The 17,455-nt window shown below is 63.9% G+C and carries 16 protein-coding genes; 4 read left to right on the top strand and 12 right to left on the bottom strand.

Going from position 1 to position 17,455, the window contains the following annotated elements; all coding sequences use genetic code 11:
• Positions 1–15 precede the first annotated feature (15 nt).
• The 6 genes from AC6JA3_RS04230 to AC6JA3_RS04255 all read right to left on the bottom strand — a co-directional run bounded on the left by AC6JA3_RS04230 (position 16) and on the right by AC6JA3_RS04255 (position 6,046).
• Positions 16–1,677, bottom strand: coding sequence for a carbohydrate-binding domain-containing protein (locus tag AC6JA3_RS04230; RefSeq protein ID WP_347782658.1), 1,662 nt, complete (start codon positions 1,675–1,677; stop codon positions 16–18).
• A gap of 44 nt (positions 1,678–1,721) precedes the next feature.
• Positions 1,722–2,483, bottom strand: a complete 762-nt coding sequence (locus tag AC6JA3_RS04235) for a polyphosphate polymerase domain-containing protein (RefSeq protein ID WP_497920618.1) — start codon at positions 2,481–2,483, stop codon at positions 1,722–1,724.
• 23 nt (positions 2,484–2,506) lie between these two features.
• On the bottom strand, positions 2,507–3,256 hold the full coding sequence (locus tag AC6JA3_RS04240) for a DUF4956 domain-containing protein (RefSeq protein ID WP_347782659.1): 750 nt from the start codon (positions 3,254–3,256) through the stop codon (positions 2,507–2,509).
• Positions 3,256–4,401: a GtrA family protein gene (locus tag AC6JA3_RS04245; protein WP_347782660.1), complete on the bottom strand. Its 1,146-nt coding sequence runs from the start codon at positions 4,399–4,401 to the stop codon at positions 3,256–3,258. Before AC6JA3_RS04245 ends, AC6JA3_RS04240 begins: the two co-directional genes overlap by 1 nt.
• 2 nt (positions 4,402–4,403) lie before the next feature.
• Positions 4,404–5,393 (bottom strand): phosphodiester glycosidase family protein, encoded by a 990-nt coding sequence (locus tag AC6JA3_RS04250; protein ID WP_347782661.1) that lies wholly within the window; start codon positions 5,391–5,393, stop codon positions 4,404–4,406.
• Positions 5,394–5,458: 65 nt separating this feature from the next.
• Entirely contained in the window at positions 5,459–6,046 is a 588-nt protein-coding gene (locus AC6JA3_RS04255; RefSeq protein ID WP_347782662.1) for a DinB family protein, read from the bottom strand.
• 491 nt (positions 6,047–6,537) lie between these two features.
• Between AC6JA3_RS04255 and AC6JA3_RS04260 the strand changes: the two genes are divergently transcribed.
• Together AC6JA3_RS04260 and AC6JA3_RS04265 are read left to right on the top strand one after the other, a co-directional pair.
• Complete coding sequence (locus AC6JA3_RS04260) at positions 6,538–6,852, top strand: MmcQ/YjbR family DNA-binding protein (protein ID WP_497919917.1); 315 nt, start codon at positions 6,538–6,540, stop codon at positions 6,850–6,852.
• A gap of 85 nt (positions 6,853–6,937) precedes the next feature.
• On the top strand, positions 6,938–7,249 hold the full coding sequence (locus tag AC6JA3_RS04265; protein WP_497919918.1) for a hypothetical protein: 312 nt from the start codon (positions 6,938–6,940) through the stop codon (positions 7,247–7,249).
• Positions 7,250–7,352: 103 nt separating this feature from the next.
• Here AC6JA3_RS04265 and AC6JA3_RS04270 read toward each other — a convergent pair whose 3' ends face one another.
• Genes AC6JA3_RS04270 through AC6JA3_RS04285 form a run of 4 tightly spaced genes read right to left on the bottom strand, consistent with a single transcriptional unit; the run spans position 7,353 to position 12,476 of the window.
• Entirely contained in the window at positions 7,353–8,165 is an 813-nt protein-coding gene (locus AC6JA3_RS04270) for a bifunctional allantoicase/(S)-ureidoglycine aminohydrolase (RefSeq protein WP_026546909.1), read from the bottom strand.
• A 14-nt stretch (positions 8,166–8,179) separates the two neighbouring features.
• Complete coding sequence (locus tag AC6JA3_RS04275) at positions 8,180–9,442, bottom strand: DUF6986 family protein (protein ID WP_347782665.1); 1,263 nt, start codon at positions 9,440–9,442, stop codon at positions 8,180–8,182.
• A 1-nt stretch (position 9,443) separates the two neighbouring features.
• The gene (gene aceB / locus AC6JA3_RS04280; RefSeq protein WP_347782666.1) at positions 9,444–11,057 is read right to left on the bottom strand and encodes a malate synthase A; all 1,614 of its coding nucleotides are present in this window, start codon (positions 11,055–11,057) and stop codon (positions 9,444–9,446) included.
• Between the two features lie 18 nt (positions 11,058–11,075).
• Positions 11,076–12,476, bottom strand: coding sequence for an NAD-dependent malic enzyme (locus AC6JA3_RS04285; RefSeq protein ID WP_091552026.1), 1,401 nt, complete (start codon positions 12,474–12,476; stop codon positions 11,076–11,078).
• Between the two features lie 221 nt (positions 12,477–12,697).
• Here AC6JA3_RS04285 and AC6JA3_RS04290 point away from each other — a divergent pair, with 221 nt between their 5' ends.
• On the top strand, positions 12,698–13,453 hold the full coding sequence (locus tag AC6JA3_RS04290) for an IclR family transcriptional regulator (protein WP_026546905.1): 756 nt from the start codon (positions 12,698–12,700) through the stop codon (positions 13,451–13,453).
• Between the two features lie 504 nt (positions 13,454–13,957).
• Here AC6JA3_RS04290 and AC6JA3_RS04295 read toward each other — a convergent pair.
• Entirely contained in the window at positions 13,958–15,466 is a 1,509-nt protein-coding gene (locus AC6JA3_RS04295) for a nucleobase:cation symporter-2 family protein (protein WP_026541934.1), read from the bottom strand.
• A 197-nt stretch (positions 15,467–15,663) separates the two neighbouring features.
• Positions 15,664–16,578 carry a factor-independent urate hydroxylase gene (pucL, locus tag AC6JA3_RS04300; RefSeq protein ID WP_026541933.1) on the bottom strand — a complete coding sequence of 305 codons (915 nt, stop codon included), beginning with the start codon at positions 16,576–16,578 and terminating at the stop codon, positions 15,664–15,666.
• Positions 16,579–16,948: 370 nt separating this feature from the next.
• Here pucL and AC6JA3_RS04305 point away from each other — a divergent pair, with 370 nt between their 5' ends.
• Positions 16,949–17,125, top strand: coding sequence for a hypothetical protein (locus AC6JA3_RS04305; protein ID WP_014922716.1), 177 nt, complete (start codon positions 16,949–16,951; stop codon positions 17,123–17,125).
• Positions 17,126–17,455 lie beyond the last annotated feature (330 nt).

Here is a 17,455-nt window from a genome sequence, read left to right on the forward strand (position 1 = left end):
GTGCTTCCCTCGAATTCACAGGTCGTATGCCATCGGCCACTGGTGGGAGTCGGGCCTACCGGCGGCCGCCACCCCACCAGGGCCCTGGGCCTGGGTGTACTGGCCCGCAGTCACCGTGCCCTGCTTCTGGGCCCCGTCAGTGGTACCCGTGGTCAGGCCCGCCCCGGCATCGGCGCTGCCCCCGGTGTACACCGTGTAGCTCTCACCGTCGGTGATGGCCGGGGAAGAGAAGACCAGCGATGCAGTGGTCTTTGTGGTCACGAATGTGGCAACCGCAGCACCGGACGAATCAACAAGGTGCACCGGAGTGCCGGCCGATACGGACGAATCGAAGGTCACTTGCACCCCTGACTGCGTGGACGAGGTGCCAGGGGTGACCGCCATGCCTGCACTGCCGGCTGCTGCGACGGTTCCGCCACTTACTACCAGCTCGCCGTTTACATCCAAAGCCCCGTTGCCGTCGTTGGTGGGGCCGTTGACCACCACTGTTCCTCCCGAGATGGTGGCGCTGCCGTTGGAGTCCAGGCCGTCGCCCTCGGAGTTGATGGTAAGTGTTCCACCGGATACGTCCACGGAGTAATCGCCTGCCGCCATCTCGCCGCCACCCATGCCCCCGCCAGCTGGTCCGCCCATACCGCCGCCCATGCCAGCGGCGGCGCCCGCGTCTGTGGACGCTGCGGTGGATGAACCGCCCGAGGCGTTCACGCCGTCGTCGTTCGATGTAACGGTGACCTCGCCGCCGGAGATGGCGATGTGCTGGGCTTCGAGTCCCTCCTCCGACTCGGCCACGGTGACGGTTCCGCCGGAAACTGTGAGGGTGTTGAACGCTTTCACGCCGTCGTCGCCTGCATTGACGGTCAGCGAGCCGCCGCTGACCAGCAGCCAGCCGCGGCCTTCATCGGCGTCGTTGTCCGCTTTTACGCCGTCCCCGCCGGCGGTCACCTGGTAGGCGCCGTCCAGCAGGACGGTGTAGTCCTTGCCGCGGATGCCGTCGTCCACCGCGTCCACGGTAACCTTGCCGGCTGCCATCACCAGGCCGTCCTTGGACACGATGCCGTCGTTGGATTTCCCGTTGACGGTGAGGGAACCGGTGCCGGCGATGGTGAGGTCGGCCATGGAGAAGAGCGCTGCGTTGGGGGCGTCATCCCCTTGGTCGGCATAGGTGGTGGCGTCGGTCAGGGTGTTGGTGCTGCCGGCTTCCAGATACACGATCGCCTCATCCGCGCTCTGCACAACAAACGGCGAACCTGCCGAATTGCCCAGCTCGACGCCATCGAGGATGATCCGCACGGTGTCTTCCTCGCCCGCCGCTACGACGATTTGGCCATCGCCCAGTGAGCCACTGAGGCGGTACGTTCCTGCCGCGCTGATGGTGACGGTATTTCCGTCTACGGCCACGCCGGTGGAGGCCGACGACGTCACTTTGCTGCCGTCGTCGGCCAGGCTCACAGCCACTTCAGTGGCAGCATCCCACGTGAGGTCGTCGCTGTCGTAATGGGTGTCTTCCTCGATGGTGGCGGCGGAGACTGCCTGCTGGGTGGAGGTGGTGCTTGAGTTGCCGGTGTTGCTGGAGGTGGTGCCGGTGGACGATGAGCTGGTGGCGGCCGTGGAGCAGCCTGCCAGTGACACGGCCAGGGCTACGGCGGCAACGGAGAGGGCAGTACGGAAAGAGCGCATGGTGGGTTCCTAAGTCTGTGGAGGGAAGGTCAGCGGACGGGATGTCAGCAGGCGGGACGCAGGGGCATCCTGTGGCGGAGTGTTTGGTTCCAACGGTTGGCCGGAAGCGCGGGATGAAGTGCTGCCATGCCGGTGGCGAACTTCGAGATGCGGCAAGGCCGGACGCCGTGTGCCCAAAGGTGCCGGTCCAGCGGGCCAGGGGCGGAACCGGATTTCGTCTCCACCACCACAGCGTTGTCCAGCATCCAAGGCTGGCCATCGGGACTCTGCCAGGTGACGTCGGAGTCGATGGTGGCCCTGCTTCCGGACCCGGGGAGGAACAGTGTGGTGCGGTCATAGCGTGTGGACAGCACAGCGTCCAAGGGTCCAAACCCGGCATCGCCTATCGTGGCGGCCAGAGTCTCATTCACGTACGCCAAACCTTCTTCGGTCAGGCGCTCGCGGTCGCTCAACTGGTACGGAATCCGTTCCTTGACCGTTGCGTCGCGGGCACCTTCGGTTTTCACTTCCAGGAAGCTGACCCCGCTGTCCAGGTAGGTTCGGGTGCGGATCTTGAACCGTCGCCGCCGGCCACGGGCAGCCAGCATGTAGCTGTCCAATGCCGGGGTGTCGAAATAGACGGAGTCGTAGGAGAAGGTACGGTTCCCGTCCATTTCCAGCACCCGGGCCTCCGTGGTGAACGTACTGAGGATCGCCCGGGCCGTTGCCGACGGCACCAGATACTTGCGGTCAACCCGGGTCAGCAGCCCGGCTTCCGTGGTGAGTTCTTCAAGTCCGACGGCGGGTAGTTGGCCCAGTTGCGGCATGACCGGTTGGGCCTCGACGCGGCTCACGCTACACCAGCCGTAGTGGGTGTGGACGGAGTGGGGGTGGACGGCTGGGTGGGTGCGGGCGGAATGGGGGTGGACGGCTGGGTGGGTGCGGACGGCTGGGTGGGTTGCGCCCTGTGTAAGGGCTGCGCCGGCAGTTCCCGGGGTGCCGGAGAGAGCGCCCCGGAGGGCTGGTCGAAGCCCAGATCCGAGCGTCGGGACTGCTGCGGGCGCACCGCGTACCGGACATCAACGATCGTCTTGTCGTTGACCATGTCCAACTCCTGGATGGTGGCCGAATGCACGGTGCCGTGGAGGACTTCCTCCAACCGGGCGTAGAGCTCGGGCTCGCTATTGATGGCCCTGTCCAGGACCACTGTCTGGTGCCGGTAGGCGGGCAGTACCCGTGGGTTGTCTCCAACGAACATCACCAGGAGGACCAGTGCCATGAGGGCCAAGGTGAGCCAGAGTGGCTCCACGCCGATGCCTGCGATCAGGCCGAGGGCCAGTGCCGAGAAGTAGTAGGCCACCTCGTGCTGGGCCAGTTCCGTGGAGCGGAGCCGGATGATGGAGAGAACACCGAACAAGCCAAGTCCCAGACCAACGCCGGCAGCCGAACCGGACAAGGCCGTGGCCACTGCCAGGACGCCCACGTTCATGCCCAGGTAGGAGACCACCAAATCACGGCGCCGGTGGCGGCGCAGGTAGAGGGCCAGCGTCAATATAGTGATGGCGGCCAGGTCTGCCGCGATGAGGATGATGGTATTCATCAGTTGCTCCGGAATCTCTTGGGGGATTGATCTCCACTTTTCCCGGGCATGCTGTGCTGAAACTGTGCCGGGACCAAGGCGGGGATATGTGTTTCGGTGCCATCGGTTTCCGATGCTGCGGTGCGGGCCCTGCGGATGAACAGGAATCGCTGCTGTACGCCGTAGCTGACGCCCAACAAGGCCGCCTCGGTCAGCAATTTGGCCGGCATATCCGGGAGGGCAAGGGAAGTGAGGGTGGCCATGGCGGCGTAGTTGGCTGACAACAGGAAAACCACCAGGGCCACATAGCCAGCAGCCGCGGCACGCAACGAGGCGTCTTTGCCGTGCTCAAAGACCAGCCGACGATTCACCAGGAAGTTCACCGAGGCACTGACCAGCCGGGCACCCACAACTGCCAGCAGCAGCGAATCGGTGACGGCGCTCAGCACCAGGAACATCACCGTGTCCACCACGAACGCGGATAACGAGGAGCCCAGGAACTTCAGCAGCGGCGCGTAGATCCTCAGGGAGTCGGCCACGGGCCTGAAATGCGATCCGGAGTTGTTGTCCAGATAGACGGTGGCGATTTCCGCGGACTCGATGCCGTAGCCTGCCTGTTTCGCTTCCAGCAGCAGGTTCAGTTCGTATTCGTAGCGTTGGCCACGGACTGTCAGCAGCCAAGGGAGCATATCGGCCCGGTATCCGCGCAAGCCCGTTTGTGTATCAGCAACCCGTTGCCCTGTTGCCAGCCTGAACAGGCCGCGGGTCACTGTGTTGCCGAACCTGCTGCGGGCCGGGACACTTCCAGTGAAGTTCCGGCATCCAAGGACCATCGCCGCTGTGACATGACGGACGCGATCGGCCACGGCCAGGATGTCGGCCACGGCGTGCTGGCCGTCGCTGTCCGCGCAGACAACGTCCTGCCCCGGGAACCGTTCGGCTATGAAAGCGAACCCGCTTTTGAGGGCGTGTCCCTTCCCGCCGTTCACGGCGTAACTGAGCACATGGCACCCAAGCCCGGTGGCGTCGTCGAACGTTTGTTGGTAATCCGGTCCGGAGCCGTCGTCCACCACCACCATGGTCAGCCATGGATCGGCTTCCTGAAGGTTTCGGACAAGTGCGGTGAGCTGGTGGTCCGGCTCGTAGGCCGGTATCAGGATGATCATGGCTACTGGGCGATGTAGAGGATGTCGGAGGTGCCACGCTCTTTGTTCTCTCCAAGCGGGTTGTTCACCAGGGAGCCGTTGAAGTACATGGTGGAGGAACCGCCGCCGTCGATGTTGTAAGCGGTGGTAGCGCCGAGGTCCTTCATGATCGCTGCCAGTCCGGTCATGGTCACGCCTGCTGAGTAGCCGGGGCTGCGGCCGTCCACCACCACGAACACCAGATGGTTCTCATCGATGACCCCGACGGCGGTGCGGGGCTGCTCACCCTGGATGGAATGGTTGCCGAAGTTGGTATCAACCTCCACGTCCTCGATCCCGGAGGCGATCTCCCCGTTGTCCAGCAGTGACGGCCCGAACGAGAGCGTGTTCCACACGCCGTCGGCGACGAGTTGCTCAGCGCTGGTGGTGGTCTCGTCATAGACCTTGACGGTCCCGTCCTTGTAGAAAGCCAGGCCCTGCCGTGCGCCCTCATCCCGGTACACCACGCCGTTGCGGATCACGATGCCCGTGTCCCTGAAACCGTAGTAATCACCGTTGATGGCGAAGATGGCGTTGTGGTCCTGGGCGATCGCGGAGGTGGTTTCGGTGATGTTCTCGCCATAGGTGTCCTCGGCGAACGCCGACTTCAGCGTGCTTGCATCATCAAGCACGACGTCGGCAACGTAGTAGGTGACGGTGTCGTCGCCGCTGCCGGTGGTCACCGTGGAGACGGTGACGCCGGTGTCGCCCGAGGTGTAGGAAGTATCGGTGACCACGGCGGCCGCAGGCGACGCATCAGCAGAGGTGGCGTCCGTCGTCGAGCCGTTTGTGGTGGTGCCGGTATGGCTTGCCTCGTATTCGGAGACGTTGGTGATCTCAGCGTGCGGAACCACGAAGCGGTCCAGCGCCCAGGCAGCGGCACCGCCGGCAGAAAGAGTGACCGCCAGAACGGCGGAGATGACGGCGCGCCGTGTCCGGCCGCCCTTACGGTGTTCAGTCTGTGGAGGAGTCATGCCTCATTTCTACGGAGCGAGGCTACGCAGGAGGTTTGCCCGACTTATGCGTGGGCTGTGAAGGTTCAGAAGCCGCGACGGTCGGCGTCCCGGGCTGCTTCCTCGATCCGGAACCGGTGCGCAGCCCACTCCTCGGAGTTACGCGTGGGAATGTTCGGATCGCCTGGCCTTTGGCCTGCGGAGCCGTCGATGAGTTCCCTGATGATGTCCGCGTGCCCGGCATGCCTGGCCGTTTCCACGCACATGTGGACAAGTATTTGGTGGAGGGTCACGTTCTTCTTCTCCTCCGACCACCAAGGCACAACGCCCGGAGCGTCCAAGGGAAGGGACTCGATGGTCTCATCGCTGTGCTTGGCCGAGAAGTGGTGCAGCTCCAGGATCTCCTCCCGGGTCTCGGTAACAGGCACCCACATATCGGAATCAGGCTCGGCATCCTCCGCCAACCACGGCAGCTCCCTGCCGCTGGGGCGTCCGAACGTCACCCCGAAATAGTCCAGCTCCACGCTGGCCACATGCTTCACCAAGCCCAAAAGGTTGGTTCCTGTGGGAGTCAGGGGCCGCCGGGCGTCGTACTCGCTGAGGTTCTCCACCTTGCCCAGCAGGTCCGCGCGGCGCAGGCGCAAGTAACCGAGCAGCATCGCTTTGTCATCCATGGGGAGCACTCTACCGAAGGGGTGTGACGGTATTGGGGCTCCGCCTCCAGATGGAGGGGCTCCGCCGCGACCGTGAGTTGGTGTTCGACCGCGAGTTCGTGGGAACCCTGCCGCGACCGTGGGTTCGTGGGAACCCTGCCGGATCGCCGGAACTTACACAGGGGGCTGGCAGCCTCCCCGGGGACCGCGCACGTTTCCCGCGACTTGGCAGACCAGCCGAAGGATACGACGCCGGTGCTAGCGCGGGCTTTTGTCGATGACCTTGAGGGCCTCACTCTGGGCATGGGCAAATAGCGGACTCTGGTGTCATCGCCGGGTTCGCCGGGTTCGTCGGGCTCGCCGGGTTCGCCGGGCTCGCCGGACTCTCGTGTCACCGCGGGGCTCGCCGCGCTCGCGGGAAACGCGCGAGATCGCAGGGAAGCCTACGGCCATTTCACAGCATTCCCGCGAACTCGCTTGTCGCAGCCAGCCTGACGATGCCAGAGTGAACCATGGCCACAGAAGAGGACGTCCGGCGCATCTGCCTGAGCATGCGAGGCGTAACAGAGCGGCCCAGCTGGGGACAACCGGCATGGTTCGCCAAGACCCTGATGGCACGCATCTGGGAAGAGGGCGTGGGCACGGTGAAAACCGATGAACGCGATGCGCTCGCAGCCATGGAACCGGACACGTTCTTCTGGACGCCGCACCATGAGCAGTCACCCCAGCTCGTGCTGGTCCGGCTCGAACGAATCGGCACGGACGAGCTCGATGAGTTGCTGCAGGAGTCGTACAGAATCGCCGGCGGCCCGGGCAAACCCAACTGAGTGACAGCACATGGTCCATTGAGCGCTCAATGGACCATGTGCTGTTACCCAGTTGGGTGCACGCACGCAGGTTAGACTCGGGCGCATGGGGGATAACAACACACTTGGGGAACACAACCAACCGAAGCCGGGACGCAAACTGGCAACCGTCGTCGTGCCTTTGCTGGGGCTGGCCGCGGTGATCGTGGGGCTGATCGTGGCGTTCAGCAACCAAAGCACGGACTTTGGCTTCGTTGCCTATGCGCCGTTGAGCGACACGCTCTTCCTGGGCAACGGTGTGACGATGGTCAGCCAAGCCAGTCAGGTGGGGCTCGCTGTGACGGTCCTTGGCCTGCTGATGCTCGCCTTCTGGGCCGGGCTCAGAATCGGTCGACGCGGAACTCACCAAAACAGCTGAGTTCGCCGGACCCGCACCGAAACCGCCGGAAAACGACGAAATCGCCGGAGAGCTCCAGCGAACTGGCAGCTTTCCGGCGATCTCGGCAAACCCAAAGCGAAGACTAGGTGAGCTTCACCTGGCGGTTCATGTCCTTGTACAGCAGGTAACGGAACTCGCCCGGACCGCCCGCGTAGCAAGCCTGCGGGCAGAACGCGCGCAGCCACATGAAGTCGCCGGCCTCCACCTCAACCCAGTCGTTGTTGAGCAAGTACATGGCCTTGCCTTCAAGGACGTACAGGCCGTGCTCCATGACGTGGGTCTCCGGGAAGGGGATCACACCGCCGGGCTGGAAGGTGACGATGTTGACCTGCATGTCGTGCGCGAGGTCGCTGGAGTCCGTGAAGCGCGTGGTCTTCCAGACGTCGTCCGTGTCCGGCATGGAGGTGGGCTCCACGTCCTTCTCGTTGGTGACGAAGGACTTGGCCTCGAAGCCTTCAAGGCGCTCGTAGGCCTTGCGGATCCAGTGGAAGGAGACGATGTCGTCGGACACGTTTTCCAGGCCCCACTCGGCACCGGCAGCGAGGTAGGCGTAGCCGCCCTCTTCGAGGTGGTGCAGTTCGCCGTCGAGGGTCAGGTTGACCTGGCCCTTGGTGACAAAGATGACGCCTTCAACGCCGGACTCGAACTCCGCCTTGGGAGCCCCGCCGCCCGGTGCGATCTCCACGATCAGCTGGGAGAACGTGGTGGCGAAGCCGGAGATCGGCCGCGCGATGATCCACGAGCGAGTGTTGGAGAAGCCCGGCAGGTTGCTGGTGACGATGTCCGTCATGACGCCCTTGGGGATCACCGTGTACGCCTCGGTGACGATCGCCCGTTCCGTGGTGAGGTGGGTCTGAGGCGGCAGGCCGCCCTGCGGGTAGTAGTACTTGCCCATGCGAAATGCTCCTATCAGTGGGAAGTCGGTTGTGCGAGCCGCGGGTGCGCCAGTGCGGTCAGCTGTGAAAGTTCGACGCCGGCAAGCGCCTTGACCTCGTCGGTCCCCACTGCGCCGCACTGGACGCCGCGGAGGACGAAGCCGGCAAGGGCGCGGGCGGTGGCGGGCTCGTCCATGACACCGCCTTCTGTGCGCTCCACATAGTTGCGCAGGCGCAGGGCGGCGGCGGGCAGTCCTTCGCGGTAGAAAGCGTACGACGCCGAGAAACGGCTCGGCAGCTGGGCGGCGTGGAGATCCCAGCCTTGGTAGTAGCCGTTTTCCAGGGACCTGCGGACCAGTCGGCCGTGCAGCTTCCAGGCGTCTTCCACGGCATCGCCGACGGGGATGATGTTGGTGGAACCGTCGGACAGGCGAATGCCCGTTCCAGCGACCGCGAGCTGCATGACTTCCTTGGCGAAGTCGGCCACGGGGTGCTCCATGGACTGGTATTCCGCGGAGATCCCCAAGGAGGCGCTGTAGTCGTAGGTCCCGTAGTGCAAGGCACTGATACGGCCCGGAACAACGTGGGGGAGCTGGGCAACGGGTGAGGTTCCGTCAGCACCGATGATGAGCTGCGGGGTTTCCACCTGCACTTCAAAGCGGAGCCGGCCGGCGGGAAGTCCGTGGACTTCCTCAAGGCGGGACACTGCGAAGTCCATGGCCTGCACCTGGGCCACCGTGGTGACCTTGGGCAGGGTGAGGATCAGGCCGGCCGGGAGTTCGCCGGCCTGAGCCAACGTGGAGACGAACAGGTCCAGCGTCTTCAGGCCACGTGCGCGGGTGGGGGCTTCGAAGCACTTGAAACGGATGCCGATAAACGGCGGAGCTGTTCCGGCCGCAACTGCGGTAGCGACAGCCTTGGCGGCAGCAACGGCGTCGGCGTCTTCAGCCTCATCGCCGCGATCGCCGTAGCCGTCTTCGAAGTCCAGCCGAAGGTCTTCGATCGGTTCAGCAGCCAGCTTGGAAGCTACCCGGGAGGCAACAGCGGCAGCGAGATCGGACTCCTGGCCCAACAGCCGGCCCAGCTTTTCCAAGCCGCCGTGGGCTTCCGCCGTCGCGAGTGCCTGCGCGCCCCAGTCCGCCACGAAGGTGGGCGTGAAGCGGTCGGCCGGGATGTAGACGGTGTGGATGGGCTGGCGCGAGCCGTCGTCGCCGGGGTAGTTCCGGTCCAGCAACTGGTCAGTCGCTTCAAGCTGCGACTCGATGTGGGCCAGGTCAGAGGAAGAGAATGAGCCCATCTCAGCCCACCAGCTCGTACGCCGGCGTGGTGAGGAAGTCCGTGTAATCGTCGGACAAACAGATGTCCTCGATCAGCTTGGAGGCAGGCTCGTAGTACTTCGCGAAGTTCTCGTCGCCGAATTCGATGCGCAGGCGCTCGGTCTCCTCGCCCAGGATGCGGGTAACCAGTTCGCGGGTCACGGTGTTGCCCGTGTCCGCCAGGACGGACTTGTTGCGCAGCTGCTGCCACACCTGTGAACGGGAGATCTCCGCGGTTGCGGCGTCTTCCATGAGGTTGTGGATGGCAACCGCGCCGCTGCCTGAAATCCAGACGCCCGTATAGGCGACGGCGACGTACAGGTTCAGCCGCAGGCCGGCTTCGGTGACGGTTCCGCCGGCGGAGGCGACGTCGATCAGCTGCTCCGCGGTGACGTTCACCTCGGGGCGCTGCTTGTCCAGCTGATTCTTCTTCCCGCCGTTGGCAGGGTCACCCAGTACGGAGTCGAAGACTTCGCGGCAGGTGGGGACCAGGTCCGGGTGGGCAACCCAGGAACCGTCGAAGCCATCGTTTGCCTCGCGGGTCTTGTCGGCGCGGACCTTGTCGAAGGCTGCTGCAGTGACGTCCGGCTGCTTGCGGTTGGGGATGACGGCGGCCATGCCACCCATGGCGAAGGCGCCGCGCTTGTGGCAGGTCTTGACCAGGAGTTCGGTGTAGGCGCGCATGAACGGAGCCGTCATGGCAACGGTGGCGCGGTCCGGGAGGACGAACTCTTCGCCGGCATCACGGAAGTACTTGATGATGCTGAACAGGTAATCCCAACGGCCGGCGTTCAGGCCCGATGCGTGGTCGCGCAGTTCGTAGAGGATCTCGTCCATCTCGAAGGCGGCCGGAATAGTCTCAATGAGGACCGTGGCGCGGACGCTGCCCTGCGGGATACCGAGGAAGTCCTGGGCGAAGACAAAGACGTCGTTCCAGAGGCGGGCCTCCAGGTGGCTCTCCATCTTGGGCAGGTAGTAGTACGGGCCCTGACCGTTCAAGAGCAGCTGCTTGGCAATGTGGAAGAAGTGCAAGCCGAAGTCCACCAAGGCACCCACGGCGGGTACGCCGTCGATCAGCAGGTGGTTCTCCTCCATGTGCCAGCCGCGGGGGCGGGCCACCACAACGGCCAGGGGAGCGTCGGTGCGCAGGCGGTATTCCTTGCCCTCGGGCGAGGTGTAGGCCAGGGTTCCCTGGGCGGCGTCGCGGAGGTTGAGGATGGCATCGATGACGTTGGGCCACGTGGGCGTGCTGGCGTCTTCGAGGTCCGCGAGCCACACCTTGGCGCCGGAGTTCAGGGCATTGATGGCCATCTTGGCCGGGGTTGCCGGGCCGGTCATCTCAACCCGGCGGTCCTGCAAAGCTGCCGGTGCCTCGGCGACCTTCCAGTCGCCGTCGCGGATTTCCTGGGTCTCCGGGAGGAAGTCCAGGCGGCTGGTGTCGGCAACTTTCTGGCGCTTGACGCCCCGGGCCTTGAGGAGCTCGTTGCGGGTGCCGGCGAAGCGCTTGTGCAGTTCTTCGAGGAAGGCCAATGCCTTGGGGGTAAGGATTTCCTCGGCGCGATCGATCGGCCGGGGATCGGTGACTGTGATAGCCATGTGAGCGGATTCCTTTTTCTAGAGTGCGCTGGCGGCGTTGGCGTGCGCAGCATTGGCTACGGCGGTCGCAACGTCGGCGGCAACATGGGGATCGAAGACGCTGGGGATAATGTAACTCGCGTTGAGCTCATCGTCAGCCACCCGGTTGGCAATCGCCTCGGCGGCGGCCACCAGCATGTTCGGGGTGATGTCTGAGGCCCCGGCGTCCAGCAGCCCGCGGAAGAAGCCCGGGAAGGCCAGCACGTTGTTGATCTGGTTCGGGAAGTCGCTGCGGCCGGTGGCCACCACGGCTGCGTGCTTGGACGCAACTACGGGGTCGATCTCCGGCGTCGGGTTGGCCATGGCGAACACGATCGAGTCTTCGGCCATGGAAGCAACCTGCTCTTCGCCGATCACGTGCGGGGCGGAGACGCCGATGAAGACGTCCGCACCCTTGAGGGCGTCGTGCAGGGTTCCGGAGAAGCCTTCTTCGTTGGTGTTCGCTGCGATCCAGCTGCGGTGTTCGTCGCCGTATTCCTCACCGGAGTGGATGGCGCCGGAGCGGCCTGCGGCGATGATGTGCTGCGCGCCCTGGGCCTTGAGGAGCTGGATGATGGCCGAGCCGGCAGCGCCGACGCCCGAAACCACGATCTTGACCTCGGAGAGCTTCTTGTCCACAACACGGAGGGCGTTGACCAGGGCCGCGAGCGTGACGATCGCGGTGCCGTGCTGGTCATCGTGGAACACCGGGATGTCCAGCTCTTCGCGGAGGCGGTTCTCGATTTCGAAGCAACGCGGAGCGGCGATGTCTTCGAGGTTGATGCCACCGTAGACCGGGGCCATGGCCTTGGCGATCATGATGATTTCTTCGGTGTCCTGGGTGTCCAGGCAGACCGGCCAGGCGTCCACGTTGGCGAACTGCTTGAACAGCGCAGCCTTGCCTTCCATGACGGGAAGGGCAGCGGCTGGGCCGATGTTGCCCAGGCCCAGAACGGCCGAACCGTCAGTGAGGACGGCGATGGTGTTGCGCTTGACCGTCAGGTTGCGGGCAGCGGCCGGATCTTCCGCAATGGCCATGCAAACACGGGCGACGCCGGGAGTGTAGGCACGGGAGAGATCGTCGCGGTTGCGCAGGGCTACTTTGGGGACGACCTCGAGCTTGCCGCCAAGGTGCATGAGGAAGGTGCGGTCCGAAACGTGCTGGACGGTGACGCCGTCGAGCGCGTTCAGGGCATCCTTCACGCGGGCTGCGTGGTCGTCATCGGTGGTGTTGCAGGTGACGTCAACAACGATCGTCTCGTGGTGGGATTCCGTGACGTCCAGCGCGGTGATCGCTGCACCGGCTGCGCCGACGGCTGCTGCCAGTTCGCTGGTAGCGGTGAAGCTCGACGGTGCGGCGACGCGCAGGGTGATCGAGTTTCCGGGGCTCGGATTCGCCATTGAAATTCCTCCTGTAAGGCCCGTTCCCGGGCCGCCGTTCCAAACTAAATGTTTTCGTATTATGGATATTATTATCTACAAAGTGGAAACACAACCCCCAGCTTGGTCATGATCGGTGTCATCGCGCAGCTTGGCGCTGTGCTGTATGTTGGGTGTTCTAAGCAATTCTTTTCACGATGCGGATAAGAGTTGTCGGAATCTGAGTCATTGGAGACAAGGGAATGGCTGAAAAAGCCTCCGGAGGCGTGCAGTCCGTTGAGCGCGTCTTTGAACTGCTGGAACTGATCACGGATGCGGGCGGCGACGTCACACTGAGCGAGCTCTCGTCATCCACTGACCTCCCCCTGCCCACCATCCACCGTCTTTTGCGGACCTTGGTGTCCCTTGGCTACATCCGCCAGCTGCCCAACCGCCGCTACGCCCTGGGCCCCCGGCTCATCCGGCTCGGCGAAGGCGCCAGCAAGCAACTCGGTGCCGTGGCACGCCCGCAGCTGAAGACCTTGGTGGAACGCCTCGGTGAAACTTCCAACATGGCTGTGTTGGATTCCGACATGGTCATCTACGTGGCCCAGGTCCCCTCCATGCACTCCATGCGCATGTTCACCGAGGTTGGCCGCCGCGCCCACACGCACGACACCGGCGTGGGCAAAGCCATCCTCGCCCAACTGGACGACGAAGTTGTCCGCGGCATCGTGGCCCGCACCGGCATGCCCACACCCACGGCCAAGAGCATCGGTGACATCGACTCCCTGCTCGCGGACCTGGCGTTGATCCGTGAGCGTGGCTACTCCATTGACGAGGAAGAGCAGGAACTCGGCGTCCGCTGCTTCGCCATGGCCGTGCCCAACGCACCCACGCCTACCGCGATCTCCGTCTCCGGCCCGATCACCCGTGTTGACCAGAGCTTCGCCGACCGCGCCGTGCCCATGCTGCGCGAGGCCGCCATGGCGATCTCCGCGGAGCTCAACCAGAACTAGGCTGTACTACCCGCGCCCCCTGCGCGAGATGGCAAAAGATGGCAATGTTTCCCCAAGACATTGCCATCTTTTGCCATCTGGGAGTGGGTTTTGAGCGGGCGGCCCTCTTCAGCGTGGCGTTCACGACGGGCGGATGCGCAGGCCGTTTCGCGCTGAAGTGCGGCTTCCCGCGCCACTCTTTAGGCTCGACGGCGGTGGTCACCCGGATCGGTTGGCTAATCCGGGGTCCGACGGCGGTGCTCACCCGGATCGGTCGGCTCACGGGATCAACTCCGACGGCGGTGCTCACCTGGGTCAGTTGGCTAACCCGGGGTCCGACGGCGGTGGTCACCCGGATCGGTCGGCTCACCCGCGTCAACTTCGACGGCGGCTGCGCAGGTGGGCACCAACCAAGGTGAGGGCCGCCGCAGAGGCCGGTGCCGGCGTCGTACGCTTCACCCAAGCCGACAAAAGGCGGCAACGTCCCCCAAGGAAACGTTGCCGCCTGCTGTCGCTGCGGAAGTGCTAGTGCTCTGACGCGCTGGAGGTCTTGAGCGGGACTTCGTTGCCGTCGGCGTCGATCAGCTTGCCGTTCTCGAACCGGTCGCCCTCGCTGAGGCACTTGATGTCCTCTTCGCTGACGATCCTGTCCGTGCCCGCGACGAACACCGACTGGTTGTCCGAGTTGCCGGCCTTGAAGTGGTTGAAAAGGATGTTCAGCAAGATGGCCATGACCGCGGCCGAGCTGATGCCGGAGTGGAAGATCGTGGCGAACCAGGACGGGAACTGGTCGTAGAACTTCGGGGCGGCAATCGGGATCATGCCGAAGCCGATCGACGCCGCCACGATGATGAGGTTCATGTTGTTCTTGTACTCGACCTTGGCCAGGGTACGGATACCGCTGGCTGCCACGGTACCGAAGAGAACGACGCCGGCGCCGCCCAGGACGGGGGTCGGAACCGCTGCAACAACCCGGCCCAGAATCGGCAGGAGGCCCAGGATCACCAGGATCAGGCCGCCGGCGCTGACGACGAAGCGGCTCTTGATGCCCGTGATGGCAACGAGGCCGACGTTCTGGGCGAAGGCGCTCTGCGTGAAGGAGTTGAACAGCGGGGAGATGGCGCTGGAGAGCATGTCTGCGCGAAGGCCGTCGCCGATGCGGCGTGAATCAACCTTGGTGTCAACGATCTCGCCCACTGCGATGATGTCTGCCGAAGTCTCGGTCAGGGTCACCAGGATGACGATGAGCATGGAGATGATCGCGGCGATTTCGAAGGTGGGAGCACCGAAGGCGAACGGCGTGGGGAATGCGACGATGTCGCCCTGGCCAACCTTGGAGAAGTCAGCCATGCCGGCCACCAGGGCAATGATGGTGCCGATGACCATGGCCAGCAGGATGGAGAGCCGGGAGATGGCGGCGTTGCCAACCTTGCTCAGGAGAAGGACGATGCCCATGGTTGCTGCTGCCAGGCCGATGTTGGCCATGCTGCCGTAGTTATCTGCCTTGGCGTTGCCGCCCATGGCCCAGTTGGCGGCTACCGGCATCAGCGTCAGTCCGATGGTGGTGATCACGGTTCCTGTGACCACCGGCGGGAAGAACTTGATGATCTTGGAGAACAGGGGAGTGATCGCCAGGCCAATCAGCGACGCCACAATGACTGAGCCGAATACCGCCTGGATCCCGCCGCCGCCTTGGACGATCGCCACCATGGTGGAAACGCCCGCGAACGACACGCCCTGGACCAGTGGCAACTGCGAGCCGAAGAACGGAATGCCCACGGTCTGCAGGATGGTGGCCAGGCCGCCAACGAACAAACAGGCGGCAATGAGGAGGCCGATGTCCTGGGAGGACATGCCGGCCGCTGCGCCGATGATCAGCGGCGGGGCAATGATTCCGCCGTACATGGTCAGGACGTGCTGGAAGCCGTAGGCGAAGGTGCTGCCAATGGAAAGGCGCTTGTCCTCCGGGCGCTCGGACTGATGTTTCTGCGAAGAGGTGGTATTCGCGGGGCGGGACTTCTTCTTGATGTTCATGGCAGACTTTCTGGGTTCATGGCAGACGTCTTCGTCTGGCTAACTGTGTCTGGCTAACAAAATCTTGTGGTTTTTGGGGTTGGCTGTGTGCAGGTCCGGCCTTCAGGGGGCGCCGTTGGGAGGGACCTGCACACAAACCCGTTGTCGGTGCGGTTTGTTGCGGGGTTACTGCGGGTTGGTGTGGTGTTTCTGCGGGTTTAGCAGAAGCCGGCGATGCCGCTCCACGCAACCGGTGCAGCCTCGATGTCCTCGCGCTGGACCGTGGCTTCGATCAGGCCGTACGGGCGGTCAGCCGCGAAGAAGACCTCGTTGGGGTTGTCCAGGCCGAACGGGCTCAGGTCAACCAGGAAGTGGTGCTTGTTGGGCATGGAGAACTTGATCTCGTCCACTTCGCTGTGTGCTTCCAGGACCTTCTTGCCCATGTCGAACAGCGTCTGCTGCAGGGCGTGGGAGTAGTTCTCGGTGAAGCCTTCAAGCAGGAGGGCCTTGATGTCCTCGTAGCTCTTGTTGAAGTCCGTGCCGGCGAAGTCCAGGTTGGTGTTGTAGCGCCAGCGGGCGGAAACGTCGGTGGCCAGGATGCGGTCCGTGGTCTCCGGCAGGGTGGTGTACTTGTCGCGCGGGTAGCCGACAAAGCCGGACTGCGTGGTCTTCAGGACGGTCAGGTCCTTGAGGCCGCTGATGAGGTGCGTGGTTGCGCCATCACGGACGACGACGGCGGTACGCACCTCTTGTCCGTTGCGGACGAAGCTGTGGTCATGTCCCTCGCCGTGGGCCTGGATACGATCCCAGCTGTAGGCTTCGGCTTCCCAGCGTCCGCCGGTGACCCAGTCGAATCCACCGGTGAAGTGGTCTGCGAGGCGCAGGAGGAAGGACTCGGGGGAGCCGATGCCTTCACGGGCGAACGCGTAGACCGTGTTCTTCTGGGTGTCGGTGGCAACGACGTGGCCGTTGTCGCCCTGGAGGTGTGCTGCCTGGAAGTCGCCACGCAGCTGCGAGGTGACGTTCAGGTCTTCGATGTGGTGGCGGTCCGTATCCCGAGTGACCTTGACGACGCGGACTTCTGCTTTGCCGTACTGGTTTTCGCCGAGGACGATGTTGTTGCTCATGGTCATATCCCAACTTCTGTGAGGTGGAACCTACGTTCCATCAATGAAATTAAGCGCGTGTTTCCACCGCGTTTCTGGTGGAGCTGACCCAACAAAAAAGAGCCAGCATCCATGGATGCCAGCTCATTACGACCCTGCCTGCTGCTCTCAGGTTACGTGACCTACGCCACGAACTCATTCGAGAGTAGCGCATGATTTCGGCCTGTGTATATGGGTTGCCAAGGATCGTTATGAACCAGCCAAATGTGACCGGGGCAACTTGGTTGGGGTGTCCGGGGGTCTTGACGGCTGCTTTCGCCGCTGCCTACACTTTCCACATAACAATAAAAGATTTCCGAAGAGCGGAAACTGTGTGCATAAGAAAGAGGAGGAACAGATGGACTCGAAGGATACGAACAACGTCGTGGAATTCCCGGCGCCGGGCCAGGAGCTGTACCTGCCCTTCGGTGCAACAGATCCGGACTTCTACATTCCGGCCGACTGTGATCGCAAAGCCGGCGGGTTCTCCCGTTGGCTGCGTGCACTCCCGGTGTTCGGCCGGCAGCGCCCCTAGGATCTTTCCTGCATCCAAAGGCGTGCGGACTCTGCGCAACAGAGCCAACGAGGCGGGCGATACCTGGGGAGGTGTCGCCCGCTTTTGCGTGCCTTCTTCCTGCTGTGGCCGCCCGTTTCGATGGCTTGCTGCGGGGTGTGCCGTGCGCGCGGCATGGTGTGCAGCGAACCCCCGGATTGGCGGGCCATGGCGCCGCAGCTCTGCCCGGTCGTTTGTTGCCCGGACGTTGCCGGCTGCCGTTTCGATGGCTTGCTGCGGGGTGTGCCGTGCGCGCGGAATGGTGTGCAGCGAACCCCCGGATTGGCGGGCGGTGTGCCGCAGCCCTGCCCG

Source organism: Arthrobacter sp. TmtSoilC79 (genome assembly GCF_059739405.1).

Bases quoted from the DNA above. Each gene is read 5' to 3' on its own strand.
- AC6JA3_RS04250 (WP_347782661.1), bottom strand. From the start codon at position 5,393: ATGACTCCTCCACAGACTGAACACCGTAAGGGCGGCCGGACACGGCGC.
- AC6JA3_RS04295 (WP_026541934.1), bottom strand. From the start codon at position 15,466: ATGAACATCAAGAAGAAGTCCCGCCCCGCGAATACCACCTCTTCGCAG.
- AC6JA3_RS04275 (WP_347782665.1), bottom strand. From the start codon at position 9,442: ATGGGCTCATTCTCTTCCTCTGACCTGGCCCACATCGAGTCGCAGCTT.
- AC6JA3_RS04240 (WP_347782659.1), bottom strand. From the start codon at position 3,256: ATGAATACCATCATCCTCATCGCGGCAGACCTGGCCGCCATCACTATA.
- AC6JA3_RS04285 (WP_091552026.1), bottom strand. From the start codon at position 12,476: ATGGCGAATCCGAGCCCCGGAAACTCGATCACCCTGCGCGTCGCCGCA.
- pucL (WP_026541933.1), bottom strand. From the start codon at position 16,578: ATGACCATGAGCAACAACATCGTCCTCGGCGAAAACCAGTACGGCAAA.
- AC6JA3_RS04260 (WP_497919917.1), top strand. From the start codon at position 6,538: ATGGCCACAGAAGAGGACGTCCGGCGCATCTGCCTGAGCATGCGAGGC.
- AC6JA3_RS04235 (WP_497920618.1), bottom strand. From the start codon at position 2,483: ATGCCGCAACTGGGCCAACTACCCGCCGTCGGACTTGAAGAACTCACC.
- AC6JA3_RS04255 (WP_347782662.1), bottom strand. From the start codon at position 6,046: ATGGATGACAAAGCGATGCTGCTCGGTTACTTGCGCCTGCGCCGCGCG.
- AC6JA3_RS04270 (WP_026546909.1), bottom strand. From the start codon at position 8,165: ATGGGCAAGTACTACTACCCGCAGGGCGGCCTGCCGCCTCAGACCCAC.
- AC6JA3_RS04290 (WP_026546905.1), top strand. From the start codon at position 12,698: ATGGCTGAAAAAGCCTCCGGAGGCGTGCAGTCCGTTGAGCGCGTCTTT.
- AC6JA3_RS04265 (WP_497919918.1), top strand. From the start codon at position 6,938: ATGGGGGATAACAACACACTTGGGGAACACAACCAACCGAAGCCGGGA.
- AC6JA3_RS04245 (WP_347782660.1), bottom strand. From the start codon at position 4,401: ATGATCATCCTGATACCGGCCTACGAGCCGGACCACCAGCTCACCGCA.
- AC6JA3_RS04305 (WP_014922716.1), top strand. From the start codon at position 16,949: ATGGACTCGAAGGATACGAACAACGTCGTGGAATTCCCGGCGCCGGGC.
- aceB (WP_347782666.1), bottom strand. From the start codon at position 11,057: ATGGCTATCACAGTCACCGATCCCCGGCCGATCGATCGCGCCGAGGAA.
- AC6JA3_RS04230 (WP_347782658.1), bottom strand. From the start codon at position 1,677: ATGCGCTCTTTCCGTACTGCCCTCTCCGTTGCCGCCGTAGCCCTGGCC.